The organism is Arthrobacter sp. HY1533 (assembly GCF_027568515.1).
Lineage (GTDB): Bacteria > Actinomycetota > Actinomycetes > Actinomycetales > Micrococcaceae > Specibacter.
The window spans coordinates 486,331-501,527 of sequence record NZ_JANKZF010000001.1 but is presented as its reverse complement, the minus strand read 5'-3'; the positions used below and the strand labels follow the sequence as shown (position 1 = coordinate 501,527).

Here is a 15,197-nt window from a genome sequence, read left to right as displayed (position 1 = left end):
TTACGCAAAACGTACCGGACAACGAGATCTGTGCTTTGCAGACTAATGAGGAGCAACCATGGCTGGCGCAATGCGCAAGACAATGATCTTTCTTGGGCTCGCCGACGGTGACGAGCACTATGACGCAGAGCATGCTCCGTCATTGCCGAGGGACGAGGAGTACGCCGAGCCCCTCGAGCGCGAAAGCGCCCCCGCACCGGCCCCGGCTCCCGAGGCAGCCGCGCCCAAGGCCGGCGACGAGGAATACCGCGCTCCCGTGACCCCCATCAAGCGTGCCGCTCAAAAAAGGGAAGAGGCTGAAAGTTTGCGTCAGATCACCACCGTCCACCCCCGCTCCTACAACGATGCCAAGATCATTGGTGAGAGCTTCCGCGACGGCATCCCCGTCATCATGAACGTCACGGACATGGGTGAAGCCGACGCCAAGCGCCTGGTGGACTTCTCTGCCGGCCTGGTCTTTGGGCTGCGCGGCTCGATTGAGCGCGTCACCAACAAGGTGTTCCTGCTCTCCCCGTCCTACATCGAGGTGCTGGGCGACGACAAGAAGATCTCCGACACGCAGGCAGCCTTCTTCAACCAGAGCTGAGATTGCCGCAACCATCCCCAACTTTTTCCACTGCCCGGGCACAAAGTGCCCGGGCAGTGCGTTGTACGGGGTGCCGGGGAAAATCCGGCGCAGGGCGGCTCGCGCCGTGCTGGTCTATTGTTGAGTCAAGCTTTTTTTCTTTCCCGAACCCAGGAATGTGTGCGCCCGCGTGAAAATAGTTTTTGCCCTCCTGTACCTTCTGCTCCTGCTGTACTTTTTGGCGCTCCTGCTGCGGATGGTCTTTGACTGGATCCAGGTGTTTGCCCGCGACTGGCGGCCCAAGGGTGCCGCATTGCTGGGGGCCTCCCTGGTCTACCGGCTCACCGACCCGCCGTTGCGCAAGCTGCGTGCCATGATCCCCCCGCTGCGGATCGGCTCCATGGCCCTTGACATTGGCTTTCTGTTGTTGATAGTTGCCGTGGGCATTGGGATGAGCCTCACAAAAAGTTTTGCGCTTTAGCGCCGCGTCGTTCGTTTTCAACGGCGAAAAGTTATATTGTAAAAAACGATAGACCCCCAGTGCAGATCTCCTGATTTGTATTCGGTACCGAAGTCGGATTGGCATTGGGCCGGTTTCAGACTCACTCAAACCAATGAGGTGACTAGATGGCGCTTACGCCAGAAGACGTTGTCAACAAGCGGTTCCAGCCGACCAAGTTCCGCGAAGGCTATGACCAGGACGAAGTCGACGATTTTCTTGACGAGATCGTCGTAGAACTCCGCCGGCTCCACCAGGAGAACGATGACCTGCGCAAGCAGCTCGCCGATGCCTCCTCCGGAACCGCTGCTGTTCCCGTTCAGGCAGCACCGCTGCCCGTCAAGGAAGCAAAGGTCGAGGAGCCCGTCAAGGAGCCCGAGCCCAAGGTCAAGGAAGCCGTCAAGGCGCCCGAGCCCGTTGTTGTGGAAGCTCCCGCTCCCGTGGCCCCGGCCGCCGTTGCGGCACCTGCCCCGGCAGCCAACTCGGCAGAATCGGCCACCGGCGTCATCGCCCTGGCCCAGCGCCTGCACGACGAGTACGTCAATGCAGGTGTTGAGCAGCGCGACAAGATCATTGCCGAAGCACAGATCGAGGCCAGCACGCTGGTCAACGACGCCCAGGAGAAGAGCCGCAAGACGCTCGGTGCCCTGGAGCAGCAGCGGTCCGTGCTGGAGCGCAAGGTGGAGCAGCTGCGCGGCTTCGAGCGCGACTACCGCTCACGCCTGAAGGCCTACATTGAAGGCCAGCTGCGCGACCTGGATGCCCGCGGTTCAGTGGCGGCACCGGACTTCACGGAGAGCAACGCAGACTCCTAAGTCACTTTTCGCATGAAAGCCGGCGGCACAAGGAAACTTGTGCCGCCGGCTTTTTGCATGGGCGCCGTTCCGCCGACGCCTATGATTGAGGGAAACCAATGCCCAGAACAAACGAAAGCACCATGAGCGAAAACTCCATGCCGTCCCCGGCGGCGGCACCCGCAACCCGCCGCCGCGCCTTCATTTGGCTGCTGCTTGGCCTGGCCGCCTTTGCCTACACCTGCGACCAGCTCACCAAGTGGTGGGTCACCTCCACCATGGAACTGGGCCAACAAACCCCGGTCATCCCCGGCGTGCTGCAGTGGTACCACATCCTGAACTCCGGCGCGGCGTTCTCCATTGGCGAGAACTTCACCTGGGTCTTCACCATCATCATGGCCGCCGTGGCGGTGGCCATTGTGGCCATGGCCCGCAAGATTGGCTCGGCCTGGTGGGCCATCGGCCTCGGCCTGGTCCTGGGCGGCGCCCTGGGCAACCTGACCGACAGGCTGTTCCGGCCGCCGTCGTTCGGCATGGGCCACGTGGTGGACTTCATCTCCTTCCCCAACTTCGCCATCTTCAACATGGCCGACATGGCCGTGGTGGGCGGGGTCATCACCATCTGCATCCTGACGCTGCTGGGCATCGGCATGGACGGAAAGCGCTCCACCGGCAAGGAAACCGAGGCCGTGGACACCCCGGCCGGTAAGGAAAAGGGTGCCGGCAATGACTGAGACCTTCAACGTTCCCGAAGATGTGGCCGGAAGCCGGGCCGACGCCGGGCTGGCGGCCCTGCTGGGCATCTCCCGTTCCGCCGCGGCCCTTTTGTGCAGCGAAGGCAATGTGCTTCAGGACGGTTCCGTGCTGGGCAAGAGCGAGAAGTTCCGTGCCGGCGCCAGCATCCAGGTGACCATCCCCGAACGCCGCGACCCCCTCCAGGTGGTTGTGGAGCCGGTTGAAGGCCTGGAGATCCTGCTGGACGACGACGACTTTGTGGTGGTGGACAAGCCCGTGGGCGTGGCCGCACACCCCTCACCCGGCTGGGTGGGCCCCACCGTGGTGGGCGGGCTCGCCGCCGCAGGCTTCCGCATCTCCACATCCGGCGCACAGGAACGTGTGGGCATTGTGCACCGCCTGGACGTGGGCACCTCCGGTGCCATGGTCGTGGCCAAGACCGAGCACGCCTACACGGTGCTGAAACAGGCCTTCCGCGACCGCACGGTGGAAAAGATCTACCACGCCGTGGTCCAGGGACTGCCTGACCCCCTGCAGGGAACCATTGACGCGCCGATCGGCCGCCACCCCGGCCACGACTGGCGCTTCGCCGTGCTCGAAGGCGGCCGGCCATCCATCACGCACTACGAGGTGCTTGAGGCGTTCGGCAAGGCCGCCCTCGTGGAGGTGCACCTGGAAACCGGGCGCACCCACCAGATCCGCGTCCATTTCTCCGCCCTCCGCCACCCCTGCGCCGGAGACCTGACCTACGGTGCCGACCCGGCCCTGGCCGCGGAGCTGGGCCTGACCCGGCAGTGGCTGCATGCGCACAAGCTCGGCTTCACGCACCCGTCCTCGGGCGAGCCGGTCATGGTCACCAGCCCGTACCCGCAGGACCTGAACTACGCCCTGGACCACCTCCGCGGCGAGCACTAGCAGCCCCACGCGTCTGCCGACAGCGGTCCGTCGCGTACGTTCCCGCTTTGCGCGCATGTCCGGACATGTGCGCAAAGCGGGAACGTATGCGGTGGCTTTGGGTGGCCGGGCGGGGCTCGGTCTATGGCACTAGAATGGTTCGGTGGCTAGCTCATCGACTGACAGTTTTGTCCATCTCCATACGCACACCGAATACTCCATGCTGGACGGTGCGGCGCGCCTGACCGAACTGTTTGACGAGGCCAAGCGCCTTGAAATGCCGGCCCTGGCCACCACCGACCACGGCTACCTGTTCGGCGCCTTTGACTTCTGGAAGAAGGCCACCGACGCCGGCATCAAGCCCATCATCGGCGTCGAGGCATACGTCACCCCCGGCACGGCCCGCACCGACAAGTCCAGGGTCAAGTGGCGCACGGACGAGTCGCAGAAGAAGGACGACGTCTCCGGCGGTGGTTTCTACACGCACATGACCCTGCTGAGCTACAACAACCAGGGCATGCGCAACTTGTTCAGGGCATCCTCGCTGGGCTCCCTGGATTCGCCCATGGGCAAGTACCCGCGCCTGGACCGCGAGCTGCTCAACGAGTACCACACGGGCCTCATCGCCACCACCGGCTGCCCCTCCGGCGAGGTGCAGACAAGGCTCCGCCTGGGCCAGTACAACGAGGCCAGGGCTGCCGCCGCCGAGTTCCAGGACATCTTCGGCAAAGAGAATTACTTCTGCGAGCTCATGGACCACGGGCTCGACATTGAACGCCGCGTCACGAAGGACCTGCTGCGCCTGGCCAAGGACCTGCAGATCCCGCTCGTGGCCACGAACGACCTCCACTACACGCACGAGCACGATGCGAAAGCGCACGAGGCCCTGCTGGCCCTGCAGTCAGCCTCCACCCTGACCGAGCCCACCTACGACGAGGGCGGCAAGCGCTTTGCCTTCAGTGGCAGCGGCTACTACCTGAAGTCCCCGGCCGAGATGCGCCAGCTCTTCTCCGAACTGCCCGAGGCCTGCGACAACACGCTGCTCATCGCCGAGCGCTGCGACGTCTCCTTCAACACCAACGCCAACTACATGCCCAAGTTCCCTTGCCCGCCAGGGGAGGACGAGACCTCCTGGCTGGTCAAGGAGGTCGACGCAGGACTCAAGTACCGCTACGCGGGCGGCATCCCGGACGCGGTCCGCAAGCAGGCCGACTACGAGCTTGATGTCATCATCAAGATGGGCTTCCCCGGCTACTTCCTGGTGGTGGCCGACTTCATCAACTGGTCCAAGGACAACGGCATCCGCGTGGGCCCGGGCCGTGGTTCAGGTGCCGGCTCCATGGTGGCCTACGCCATGCGCATCACCGACCTTGACCCGTTGCGCCACGGCCTGATCTTTGAGCGGTTCCTGAACCCGGAACGTGTATCCATGCCTGACTTTGACGTGGACTTCGATGATCGCCGCCGCCATGAGGTGATCAAGTATGTGACCGAGAAGTACGGTGACGAGCGAGTCGCCATGATCGTGACCTACGGCAGCATCAAGACCAAGCAGGCGTTGAAGGACTCCTCCCGCGTGCTGGGGCACCCCTTCAGCATGGGCGAAATGTTGACCAAGGCGCTGCCGCCTGCCGTCATGGCCAAGGACATTGCGCTCAATGACATTGAAAACCCCGAGGCCAAGCGTTACGGCGAGGCCGGGGATTTCCGCAACCTGATCAACACGGATCCCGAAGCGGCCAAGGTCTTTGAACTGTCCAAGGGCCTGGAGGGGCTCAAGCGCCAGTGGGGCGTGCACGCGGCCGGCGTCATCATGTCCTCGGACCCCATCATCGACGTCATCCCGATCATGCGCCGCATCCAGGACGGGCAGGTCATCACCCAGTTCGACTACCCCACCTCCGAGGGCCTTGGCCTGATCAAGATGGACTTTTTGGGGTTGCGAAACCTCACGATCATCACCGATGCCCTGGAGAACATCAAGGCCAACAAGGGCTTTGACCTTGACCTTGAAGGTTTGGAGTACGACGACGTCGCCTCCTACGAGCTCATGGCCCGCGGCGACACGCTGGGCGTGTTCCAGCTCGACGGCGGGCCCATGCGCTCGCTCCTGAAGCTCATGCGCCCCGACAACTTCGAGGACATTTCCGCCGTCCTGGCGCTTTACCGCCCGGGCCCCATGGGTGCCGATTCGCACACCAACTACGCTCTGCGCAAGAACGGGCTCCAGCCCATCACCCCCATCCACCCCACGCTGGAGGAACCACTCGCGGAAATCCTGGGCGGCACCTACGGGCTGATCGTGTACCAGGAGCAGGTCATGTCCATCGCGCAGAAGCTGGCCGGCTACTCGCTGGGCCGCGCCGACATCCTGCGCCGTGCCATGGGCAAGAAGAAGAAGTCCGAGCTGGACAAGCAGTATGAGGGCTTCCACCAGGGCATGCTGGACAACGGCTACACCGACGAGGCCGTCAAGACCCTGTGGGCCATCCTGCTGCCGTTCTCCGACTACGCCTTCAACAAGGCCCACTCGGCCGCCTACGGCGTCATCAGCTACTGGACCGCCTACCTCAAGGCCCACCACCCGGCCGAATACATGGCCGCGCTGCTCACCAGCGTGGGCGACGACAAGGACAAGCTGGCCCTGTACCTGAACGAATGCCGCCGCATGGGCATCACGGTCCTGGCCCCCGACGTCAACGAATCTGCCCTCAACTTCACCCCCGTGGGCAACGACATCCGCTTCGGCATGGGCGCCATCCGCAACGTGGGCGCCAACGTTGTCAACGGCTTGGTGGAATCGCGCGTGGAGCGCGGCAACTTCGAGAACTTCTCCGACTTCCTCATGAAGGTCCCGGCCGTGGTGTGCAACAAGCGCACCATTGAATCGCTCATCAAGGCAGGCGCCTTTGACTCGCTGGGCCACGCCCGGCGCGCCCTGGCCATGATCCACGAAGAGGCCGTGGACTCCGTCATCACCATCAAGCGCAATGAGGCGGTGGGCCAGTTTGACCTCTTTGCCGGCCTGGGCGGGGATGCCGAGCCGGAATCGGCGCTGACCACCGAAATCCCCGACCTGCCCGAGTGGGAGAAGAAGGACAAGCTCGCGTTTGAGCGCGACATGCTGGGCCTGTACGTCTCCGACCACCCGCTGCGCGGCCTGGAAGGCATCCTGAGCCAGAACGCCGACCTGTCCATCACGCAGGTGCTGGGCGACGACGGCCCGCAGGACGGGCACATCATCACGATTTCCGGCATGATCACCAACCTGCAGCGCCGCATCGCCAAGAGCAGCGGCAACCCCTACGCCCGCTGCGAGGTCGAGGACCTGGGCGGCTCCATCGAGGTCATGTTCTTCGGCCAGACCTACGGCCCCATCGCCAACGTGCTGGCCGAGGACCTGATCGTGGTGGTCAAGGGCAGGCTGCAAAAGCGGGACGACGGCGCCATCACCCTCAACGCCATGGAGCTCTCCGTCCCCGACCTCAGCGAAGGCATGTCCGGACCCCTTGTCATCTCCATGCCCGAGCACAAGGCCAACGAGGCCGTGCTGACTGCGCTCAAGCAGGTCCTGGGCGACCACCGCGGCAACACCGAGGTCAAGATGCACCTGGCCGGCAGCCGGGCCGTGAAGGTCATGAAACTGCCGCTGCACCACAGGGTCAACCCCACCCCGGCATTGTTTGGCGACCTGAAGGTTCTCCTCGGACCCACATGCCTTGAGGGCTGAGCGGGCCCCCGGGCAGGATACGGTTGAACCATGACTGAAGAACCCCAGGCAGCAACTGCCGCACTGCCTGCCCCGGTGCCCGCAAGCCCGGTGCCTGCCGTGTTGGCGCGCCGCGACGCCCGCGGTCCCCGCCGCGGCCGGGCCGCAGCCCTGGCCCAGGGCACGGCGGCCCTGTGGCGCCGCTGGCTTGGCTTCTGCGCAGCGGCGGGGGCCGCGGCCGGCGTGCTGTGGTGGCTCATCGCCCCGGGCGGCGCCTTCCACGGGGACAGCACCGACCATGCCACCTGGTTCGCCCGTGACGCCGTGCTGGCCATCCTGCTCGTGGCCGGCGGCATCATTTCCGCTGTCCTGGCCATGGGCGGCCGCCGCCGCACCCGCATGGGTGGCTCGGCACAGTCGCCCCTCATTGCGGTTGTCCTGGCGGTGGCAGGCGCGGCGGGGGCCGTGATTGCGTGGCGCACAGGCGTCTTCGCAGGCGACCTCTTCCACAAGCCGCCTGCCGACATGGCCAGCCCCAGCATGGTCTTCTCGCTGCGCTCCGGCTCCATCTTGCTGCTCTGGCCGCTGGCGAGCTCAGTAGTGGTCTTCGCCTGGTCTCTCATCTCGTACTCGTTTGTGCCGGCGGCGACAGCGCCCCGCGTGGCACAGGAGCCTGCGGCCGACTGAGCCGCCGCACTGAACGCCATGGTGCTGTGCAACGGGTAAACTCAAGTTCTGTGAGCTACGAAGAGATCCCCACGTCCAGCAGCCCCGCCGGAACCGGCACAGCCCCGGCCATGTTGCGCCGCACGGACCTGCGCGGGCAGGCACTCAGCCTTGCCGAGCTGAAGGTGGCCGTGCCGCGCACTGCCCACTCGACGGTCACCACGGCCGAGGACGCCGTGCACGCCATCATTGCCGACGTCAGGCTCCGCGGCCACGCGGCCCTGTCCGAGCTCGCCGAAAAGTTCGACGGCGTCGCCCAGGAACACCCTCGGATCCCCGCCGCAGCACTCGCCGAGGCCCTGGAAAACCTTGACCCGGCCGTGCGGGCCGCCCTCGAGGAATCCATCGCACGCGCCTCTGCCTTCGCCCAGGCACAAAAGCCCGCCAATGTTGACTTCCCCGTGGCCAGCGGCGCCGTGGTCTCCTCACACTGGCTGCCCGTGCGCCGTGTGGGACTGTATGTGCCCGGTGGCCTTGCCGCCTACCCTTCGTCCGTTGTCATGAACGTGGTGCCCGCCCTGGCCGCCGGCGTTGGCTCCGTGGCCCTGGCCTCCCCGCCGCAGAAGGAAAACGGCGGTCTGCCGGACCTGACCGTCCTGGCCGCCGCCGCGCTGCTGGGCATTGATGAGGTCTACGCCATGGGCGGGGCGCAGGCCATCGCGGCCTTTGCACACGGTGTTGCCGCAGGCAGCAGCGCCAACGGCGAAGGCGGGGCCATTGAGCCCGTCGACGTTGTCACCGGCCCCGGCAACATCTTTGTCGCCACCGCCAAGCGCCTGGTCAAGGGCGTGGTGGGCATCGACTCGGAGGCCGGCGCCACCGAAATTGCCGTGCTGGCAGACCACACCGCCAACCCCGTGTTCGTGGCAGCCGACCTCATCAGCCAGGCCGAGCACGACCCCAACGCCGCCTCCGTGCTGGTGACGGATTCACCGGCACTGGCTGACGCCGTCGACCGTGAACTGCTGCGCCAGGTGGCCCTGACCCGGCACCGCGAACGGGTGGAGACGGCTCTGGCCGGGCCCCAGTCCGGCATCGTGCTGGTGGACGGCATGGACCAGGGCGTCCAGGTGTGCAACGCCTACGCGGCCGAACACCTGGAGGTCGTGACCGAGGACGCCGCCGGGGTGGCTGCGCGCATCACGAGCGCCGGCGCCATCTTTGTGGGGGACTACAGCCCCGTCAGCCTGGGCGACTACTGCGCAGGTTCAAACCACGTGCTCCCCACGAGCGGCACCGCGGCATTCTCCTCGGGACTGAACGTCACAACGTTCCTGCGTGCCGTGCAGGTCATCAACTACTCCAAGGATGCACTTGCGGAAGTTGCCGGGCACGTCATCACGCTGTCCAAGGCCGAGGGCCTGCCGGCGCACGGTGACGCCGTCGCCGTCCGTTTCGCCTAGTCGCCGGCCAGGCGCGGCGCCCTGCGCGCACGATACTTACACGATTGTCATTAGCCTGGGCCCGGACCTAGACTGGGACACACCATGAGCCGAAGGAAAACGCATGTACTGCCCGTTTTGCCGCAATCCTGACTCCAGGGTGGTGGACTCCCGTCTCTCCGACGACGGATCCTCCATCCGGCGCCGCCGGCAATGCACCGAGTGCGGCCGCCGCTTCAGCACCATGGAAACCGCCAGCCTCTCCGTGACCAAGCGCTCAGGGGTGGCCGAGCCGTTCAGCCGCAGCAAGGTCATCAGCGGCGTGCGCAAGGCCTGCCAGGGCCGCCCCGTCACCGACGACGACCTCGCCATGCTGGCGCAGGAAGTCGAGGAATCCATCCGCGCCAGCGGGGCTGCGGAAATTGACGCGAACGACGTCGGCCTGGCCATCCTTGCGCCGCTGCGCCGACTGGACCTCGTGGCGTACCTGCGCTTTGCCAGCGTGTACCAGGCCTTTGAATCGCTGGAGGACTTTGAGGCTTCCATTGCGCAGTTGCGCAGCGAGGCCCAGCAGCAGCCGGCCGGCCGAAGCGCGGCCGCAGGCAGCTGACAAAAGGGCCATGCAGGGGGCGCCGGGCGTGATGTTTGCCGCTGTTGGCTGCCCTTAGCGGCCGCCGGCAACGGGCAGGATGGCGCCCGTGACATAGGAGGCCTCCGGGCCGAGGAGCCACAGCACCGCCGCGGCAACCTCCTCCGGCTCGCCGCCGCGTCCCATGGGGATCAGGTGGTTCAGGCGCTCCACCCGGTCCGGCATGCCTGCCGCGGCGTGCAAACCCGTGTTGGTGCTGCCGGGGGATACTGCGTTGACGCGGATGCCGTGTGCCGCCGCCTCGGTGGCAAAGCCAATGGTCAGCACGTCGAGTGCGCCCTTGGATGCGGCATAGTGCACCCAGGTGCCGGGGGAGCCGGCCTTGACGGCGGTTGAGGAGATGTTGACGATGCTGCCGCCGTCCCCGCCCGTTGCCGTGGACATGCGCCGCTGTGCCTCCTGGCACATGTAGATGGCGCCGGCCACGTTGACGTCCAGCACGCGCCTGACAGTTTCGGCCGGGACGTCCACGAGCGGCCCGATCAAGTCACCCGTGATGCCGGCATTGTTGACGACGGCGCGCACGGGCCCCAGCGTGGCGGCGGCGTCGAAAAGCGCCCGCACGGCGTTGGGGTCGGACACATCGGCCTGCACGGCCAGTGCCCTGCCGCCCAGGCCCTCAATCTCCTGGACAACGGCGGCGGCGCCGTCGGCGTCCTGCGAGTAGTTGACCACCACGGCACGCCCTGCCCGGGCGGCCAGGACGGCCGTCGCGGCACCTATGCCCCGGCTTGCCCCGGTCACAATGGCAACGTCGTGCCGGCCGTCCATGGTGGGCTACTTGGTGATCTTGAAGTGGACGGCTGCCTGGAGGGCGCCGCCGACGATGCCGGCGTTGTTGGCCAGTTCGGCCGGGATGATCTTGGTGCGCAGGTCCAGCTGCGGCAGGTAGTCTTCGCTGCGCTTGGAGATGCCGCCGCCGATGATGAACAGTTCGGGGGAGAACAGGAATTCCACGTGGGAGAAGTAGCGCTGCAGGCGCACGGCGTACTCGTCCCAGCTGATGTCGTCGCGTTCGCGTGCGCTGGCGGAGGCCTTCGTTTCGGCGTCGTGGCCGTCGAGTTCCAGGTGGCCCAGTTCCACGTTGGGGATGAGCTTGCCGTTGAAGATGAAGGCCGAACCGATGCCGGTGCCCAAAGTGATGACCAGGACGGTGCCCTTGACGTCCTTGCCGGCGCCGTAGCGGGCCTCGGCGAGGCCGGCGGCGTCGGCGTCGTTCATGACCTGGACATCGCGGCCCAGTTCCCTGGAGAAGATGTGGTCCACGTCGGCGTTGATCCAGGACTGGTCCACGTTGGCAGCCGAGAGGGAGACGCCGTGGGCGATGATGGCCGGGAAGGTGATGCCCACGGGGGCGTCCTTGGCCGGCGCATGCTCGCGGCCGGAGAGCTCGTCCACGATCTCCTTGACCACCTTGGCCACGTTTTGCGGCGTGGAGGGGGTGGGGGTGGGGATCCGGAAGCGTTCGCCCACGACCTGGCCGCTCTCGAGGTCGACGATGCCGCCCTTGATGCCGGTGCCGCCAATGTCGATGCCGATGACGGTCGTCTTGGGTGAGTGCTTCTTGGACATGCGTACTCCAGGGGTAGGGAACTGTCAGGTGCAGGGGTGTCGCGGCACGCGGCTGCCCTGGCGGGCCTTCGCGCGGGGAAAGTTACGGAAGCGTGAGGACTTCGGCGCCCGTGGCGGTGACCACCATGGTGTGTTCGAACTGCGCCGTGCGCTTGCGGTCGCGGGTGACAACCGTCCAGTCATCGGCCCACATGTCCCAGTCAATCGTGCCCAGCGTGAGCATGGGTTCAATGGTAAACACCATCCCCTCCTCCAACACAGTGTTGTAGGCCGGCGCGGCGTCATAATGCGGAATAATCAGCCCGGTGTGGAACGCTTCGCCCACGCCATGGCCGGTGAAGTCGCGCACCACGCCGTAGCCAAAACGCTTGGCGTAGGACTCGATGGCCCGGCCGATGATGTTGATTTCCCGGCCCGGGGCCACGGCCCGGATGGCACGGTTCAGCGATTCCTGGGTGCGCTCCACCAGCAGGCGGGATTCCTCGTCGACGTCGCCCACGGTGAACGTCCAGTTCGTGTCGCCGTGCACACCGTTTTTGAACGCCGTGATGTCGATGTTGATGATGTCGCCGTCTTCAACCACTGTGGTGTCCGGGATGCCGTGGCAGATGACCTCATTGATCGAGGAGCACAGGGACTTCGGGAAGCCGCGGTAGCCCAGCGTTGAGGGGTAGGCCTTGTGGTCCAGCAGGAACTCGTGGCCGATCCGGTCCAGTGCGTCGGTGGTGACGCCGGGAACAATGTGCCTGCCCACTTCGACAATCGCCTGGGCGGCGATTTTGGCGGAGATGCGGATCTTTTCCAGCGTCTCTGCGTCCTTGACCTCGGAACCCTTGAACGGCGCGGGGCCGGCCTTGCCCACGTATTCGGGGCGGGGGATGGAGAACGGAACCGGCAGCTCGCCGCTGATGGTTCCGGGGACGAGCTTGCCGATCGGGGCAGTGGTGGCTGTGGAAGACATGGCACCATCCTATAAGTTTTTGGCCGCGGCCTATGATGGCAGGAGTCCGTTAGATCCGCCCGCTCACATCTGGAGGCCGACATGGCGCAGTACTGGTACAACGTGGAAACCCATGAGGTGGAGAAGGATGCCCAGTCCGGCTGGAAGTCCCTCATCGGCCCCTATGAATCCCGGGAGGAAGCCGAACAGGCGCTGGCGCGGGTGCGCGAGCGCAACGAGGCCGCCGACGCCCTGGACGAAGAGGACAACGAAGACTGACCCCGGCCCAGGGGCCGGGGTCCTTGGCTAGAACGTATGCTCGGGGCCCGGGAACACGCCGGAGCGGACTTCGGCGCCAAACTCGGTGGCGGCGTCGGCCAGGATGGTGCGCATCTGGGCGTACTGCTTGACGAACTTGGCCATCTTGCCGGTCCGCAGCCCTGCCATGTCCTGCCACACCAGGACCTGGCCCGTGGTGGTGTTGCCGGCGCCGATGCCCACGGTGGGTACTGAAATGGCGGCGTCCACCAAAGCGGCTGTTTCGGCCGGGACCATCTCCATCAGCACGCAGAACGCGCCGGCCTCCGTCAGGGCAACGGCGTCGTCAACCATGGCCTGGGCCATTTCGCCGCGGCCCTGGACACGGTAGCCGCCGAGCATGTGCTCGCTTTGCGGGGTGAAGCCGATGTGTGCCATGACGGGGATGCCGGCCTGGGTCAGGGCGCGGACGGTGGGGGCGTAGTAGGCGCCGCCCTCCATCTTGACCGCGTGCACGAGCCCCTCCTTCATGAGGCGCACCGAGGAGGCGATGGCCTGCGCGGGGGACTGCTCGTAGCTGCCGAAGGGCAGGTCAGCCACGACGAGGGCGCGCTTGGAGCCGGCCGTCACGGCGCGGGAGAAGATGATCATTTCATCGAGGGTGATGGGCAGGGACGTCTCGTTGCCCAGCACGTTGTTGGAGGCGGAGTCGCCCACCAGGAGCACCTCAATGCCGGCCTCGTCAAAGATCTGCGCCGTGTACTGGTCGTAGGCGGTCAGCATGGCGAATTTCTGCCCGGCGGCCTTGGCGGCCTGCAGGTGGTGGGTGCGGACCTTGGCGGCCGTGGCCGGGACGCCGCCCGTTCGGGCCGGGGCCGCTCCCGTTCCGTAGGGGGCCGCCACCTCGGCGGGTTCGGACGCAGCGGACTCTGGGGTGCTCATGGGTGCCATGGCTCCAGCTTATTACTGTTCACAGATCTTTCCGGACCCCGCGGGCGCAATGTGGCGAACGGGGCACATCCGCGCCCCCGCTGTTAGTAGAGTAATCACTGCAGGGAACACTCCTGCCAGCAAACCCGCCGCTGCCGGCTGCCAGCAGCGGGATGTCACAAGGAAGAGGGCCGTCCATGAACCGTCAGCAGGAATTTGTGTTGCGCACCATTGAAGAGCGGGACGTGCGGTTTGTGCGGCTCTGGTTCACTGACGTGGTGGGCAGCCTGAAGTCCGTTGCGCTGGCCCCCGCCGAGGTTGAGGGCGCCTTCGAGGAGGGCCTGGGATTCGACGGCTCGGCCATTGAGGGCCTGGCACGGGTCTTTGAATCCGACATGCTGGCCCAGCCCGACCCGTCCACCTTCCAGATCCTGCCCTGGCGCGGCAACGGCAAGTCAGAGCAGACCTCGCGCATGTTCTGCGACGTCCTGACGCCCGACGGCGAACCCTCCGCAGCGGACCCCCGCAACGTCCTCAAGCGCACCCTGGCCAAGGCAGCCGACATGGGCTTCACCTGCTACACGCACCCCGAGATTGAGTTCTACCTGCTCAAGTCCGACAAGCCCGGGCCCGACGGCGTCCCCGTCCCCGTGGACCAGGCCGGCTACTTTGACCACGTGCCCGGCGGCGTGGCCCAGGACTTCCGCCGCACCGCCGTCACCATGCTCGAGGATGTGGGCATCTCCGTGGAGTTCAGCCACCACGAGGGCGGCCCGGGGCAGAACGAAATTGACCTGCGCTACGCCGATGCGCTGCAGACGGCCGACAACATCATGACGTTCCGCACCGTGATCCGCGAGGTTGCCATCCAACAAGGCACCTACGCCACGTTCATGCCCAAGCCGTTCTCGGACCACCCCGGCTCCGGCATGCACACCCACTTCTCCCTGTTTGAGGGCGACAGCAACGCGTTCCACGAGCCCGGCGCCGAATACCAGCTCTCCAAGACCGCCCGCCAGTTCATGGCCGGCATTCTCAAGCACGCCCCCGAATTCACGGCCGTCACCAACCAATTCGTCAACTCCTACAAGCGCCTGTGGGGCGGGGGAGAGGCGCCCAGCTACGTCTCCTGGGGGCACAACAACCGCTCGGCCCTCATGCGCGTTCCCCTATACAAGCCCGGCAAGGGCCAGGCCGCCCGCCTGGAATACCGCGGCATCGACTCCGCCGCCAACCCCTACCTGGCCTACGCGGTGCTTCTCGGGGCCGGGCTGAAGGGCATTGAGGAAGGCTACGAGCTGCCGCCGGCGGCCGTGGAAGACGTCAGCCTGCTGACCAGCGCAGAGCGCCGGCTCATGGGTCACGACCCCCTGCCCTCGAGCCTGCACGACGCCGTCCGCCAGATGGAGGAATCCGAGTTCATGGCCCAGGTCCTGGGCGAGCAGGTGTTTGAAAACTTCCTGCGCAACAAGCGCGACGAATGGCAGGAATACCGGCTCCAGGTCACCCCCTACGAGATCAACCGCTACCTGGGAGTGCTCTAA

At 65.9% G+C, this 15,197-nt stretch carries 15 protein-coding genes; 11 read left to right on the top strand and 4 right to left on the bottom strand.

What is annotated here, in order from left to right; translation table 11 throughout:
• Positions 1-58: 58 nt before the first annotated feature.
• The 9 genes from PCK14_RS02330 to nrdR all read left to right on the top strand — a co-directional run bounded on the left by PCK14_RS02330 (position 59) and on the right by nrdR (position 9,914).
• The gene (locus PCK14_RS02330) at positions 59-586 is read left to right on the top strand and encodes a cell division protein SepF (RefSeq protein ID WP_269936838.1); all 528 of its coding nucleotides are present in this window, start codon (positions 59-61) and stop codon (positions 584-586) included.
• A 169-nt stretch (positions 587-755) separates the two neighbouring features.
• Positions 756-1,046 (top strand): YggT family protein, encoded by a 291-nt coding sequence (locus PCK14_RS02325; protein WP_269936837.1) that lies wholly within the window; start codon positions 756-758, stop codon positions 1,044-1,046.
• A 146-nt stretch (positions 1,047-1,192) separates the two neighbouring features.
• Positions 1,193-1,879, top strand: a complete 687-nt coding sequence (locus PCK14_RS02320; protein WP_269936836.1) for a DivIVA domain-containing protein — start codon at positions 1,193-1,195, stop codon at positions 1,877-1,879.
• Between the two features lie 122 nt (positions 1,880-2,001).
• A complete protein-coding gene (lspA, locus tag PCK14_RS02315; protein WP_269936835.1) occupies positions 2,002-2,592 on the top strand; it encodes a signal peptidase II in 591 nt (196 codons plus the stop codon).
• Complete coding sequence (locus tag PCK14_RS02310) at positions 2,585-3,508, top strand: RluA family pseudouridine synthase (RefSeq protein WP_269936834.1); 924 nt, start codon at positions 2,585-2,587, stop codon at positions 3,506-3,508. The genes lspA and PCK14_RS02310 overlap by 8 nt, the downstream gene beginning before the upstream one ends.
• A 142-nt stretch (positions 3,509-3,650) precedes the next feature.
• Positions 3,651-7,217, top strand: coding sequence for a DNA polymerase III subunit alpha (dnaE, locus tag PCK14_RS02305; RefSeq protein ID WP_269936833.1), 3,567 nt, complete (start codon positions 3,651-3,653; stop codon positions 7,215-7,217).
• 30 nt (positions 7,218-7,247) lie between these two features.
• Positions 7,248-7,883: a hypothetical protein gene (locus tag PCK14_RS02300; RefSeq protein WP_269936832.1), complete on the top strand. Its 636-nt coding sequence runs from the start codon at positions 7,248-7,250 to the stop codon at positions 7,881-7,883.
• 110 nt (positions 7,884-7,993) lie between these two features.
• Positions 7,994-9,325, top strand: coding sequence for a histidinol dehydrogenase (hisD, locus tag PCK14_RS02295; protein ID WP_269936980.1), 1,332 nt, complete (start codon positions 7,994-7,996; stop codon positions 9,323-9,325).
• A gap of 103 nt (positions 9,326-9,428) precedes the next feature.
• A complete protein-coding gene (gene nrdR, locus PCK14_RS02290) occupies positions 9,429-9,914 on the top strand; it encodes a transcriptional regulator NrdR (RefSeq protein WP_269936831.1) in 486 nt (161 codons plus the stop codon).
• A 54-nt stretch (positions 9,915-9,968) separates the two neighbouring features.
• On the opposite strand, the gene PCK14_RS02285 is transcribed toward nrdR, so the two are convergent.
• The 3 genes from PCK14_RS02285 to map form a co-directional block, all read right to left on the bottom strand.
• On the bottom strand, positions 9,969-10,724 hold the full coding sequence (locus tag PCK14_RS02285) for an SDR family oxidoreductase (protein WP_269936830.1): 756 nt from the start codon (positions 10,722-10,724) through the stop codon (positions 9,969-9,971).
• Between the two features lie 6 nt (positions 10,725-10,730).
• Positions 10,731-11,525, bottom strand: coding sequence for a polyphosphate--glucose phosphotransferase (gene ppgK / locus PCK14_RS02280; RefSeq protein ID WP_269936829.1), 795 nt, complete (start codon positions 11,523-11,525; stop codon positions 10,731-10,733).
• A gap of 82 nt (positions 11,526-11,607) precedes the next feature.
• Positions 11,608-12,486, bottom strand: a complete 879-nt coding sequence (gene map, locus PCK14_RS02275; RefSeq protein ID WP_269936828.1) for a type I methionyl aminopeptidase — start codon at positions 12,484-12,486, stop codon at positions 11,608-11,610.
• An 81-nt stretch (positions 12,487-12,567) separates the two neighbouring features.
• Here map and PCK14_RS02270 point away from each other — a divergent pair, with 81 nt between their 5' ends.
• Entirely contained in the window at positions 12,568-12,744 is a 177-nt protein-coding gene (locus PCK14_RS02270) for an SPOR domain-containing protein (protein WP_269936827.1), read from the top strand.
• Positions 12,745-12,771: 27 nt separating this feature from the next.
• Here PCK14_RS02270 and panB read toward each other — a convergent pair whose 3' ends face one another.
• Positions 12,772-13,674: a 3-methyl-2-oxobutanoate hydroxymethyltransferase gene (gene panB, locus PCK14_RS02265; protein ID WP_269936826.1), complete on the bottom strand. Its 903-nt coding sequence runs from the start codon at positions 13,672-13,674 to the stop codon at positions 12,772-12,774.
• Between the two features lie 176 nt (positions 13,675-13,850).
• On the opposite strand from panB, the gene glnA reads away from it, so the two are divergent.
• A complete protein-coding gene (gene glnA / locus PCK14_RS02260) occupies positions 13,851-15,197 on the top strand; it encodes a type I glutamate--ammonia ligase (protein WP_269936825.1) in 1,347 nt (448 codons plus the stop codon).

What these genes read in the sequence shown, in the direction of transcription:
- PCK14_RS02330 (WP_269936838.1), top strand. Translation starts at nt 59, where the DNA reads ATGGCTGGCGCAATGCGCAAGACAATGATCTTTCTTGGGCTCGCCGAC.
- lspA (WP_269936835.1), top strand. Translation starts at nt 2,002, where the DNA reads ATGAGCGAAAACTCCATGCCGTCCCCGGCGGCGGCACCCGCAACCCGC.
- hisD (WP_269936980.1), top strand. Translation starts at nt 7,994, where the DNA reads ATGTTGCGCCGCACGGACCTGCGCGGGCAGGCACTCAGCCTTGCCGAG.
- glnA (WP_269936825.1), top strand. Translation starts at nt 13,851, where the DNA reads ATGAACCGTCAGCAGGAATTTGTGTTGCGCACCATTGAAGAGCGGGAC.
- PCK14_RS02310 (WP_269936834.1), top strand. Translation starts at nt 2,585, where the DNA reads ATGACTGAGACCTTCAACGTTCCCGAAGATGTGGCCGGAAGCCGGGCC.
- nrdR (WP_269936831.1), top strand. Translation starts at nt 9,429, where the DNA reads ATGTACTGCCCGTTTTGCCGCAATCCTGACTCCAGGGTGGTGGACTCC.
- PCK14_RS02300 (WP_269936832.1), top strand. Translation starts at nt 7,248, where the DNA reads ATGACTGAAGAACCCCAGGCAGCAACTGCCGCACTGCCTGCCCCGGTG.
- map (WP_269936828.1), bottom strand. Translation starts at nt 12,486, where the DNA reads ATGTCTTCCACAGCCACCACTGCCCCGATCGGCAAGCTCGTCCCCGGA.
- PCK14_RS02285 (WP_269936830.1), bottom strand. Translation starts at nt 10,724, where the DNA reads ATGGACGGCCGGCACGACGTTGCCATTGTGACCGGGGCAAGCCGGGGC.
- ppgK (WP_269936829.1), bottom strand. Translation starts at nt 11,525, where the DNA reads ATGTCCAAGAAGCACTCACCCAAGACGACCGTCATCGGCATCGACATT.
- PCK14_RS02270 (WP_269936827.1), top strand. Translation starts at nt 12,568, where the DNA reads ATGGCGCAGTACTGGTACAACGTGGAAACCCATGAGGTGGAGAAGGAT.
- PCK14_RS02320 (WP_269936836.1), top strand. Translation starts at nt 1,193, where the DNA reads ATGGCGCTTACGCCAGAAGACGTTGTCAACAAGCGGTTCCAGCCGACC.
- panB (WP_269936826.1), bottom strand. Translation starts at nt 13,674, where the DNA reads ATGGCACCCATGAGCACCCCAGAGTCCGCTGCGTCCGAACCCGCCGAG.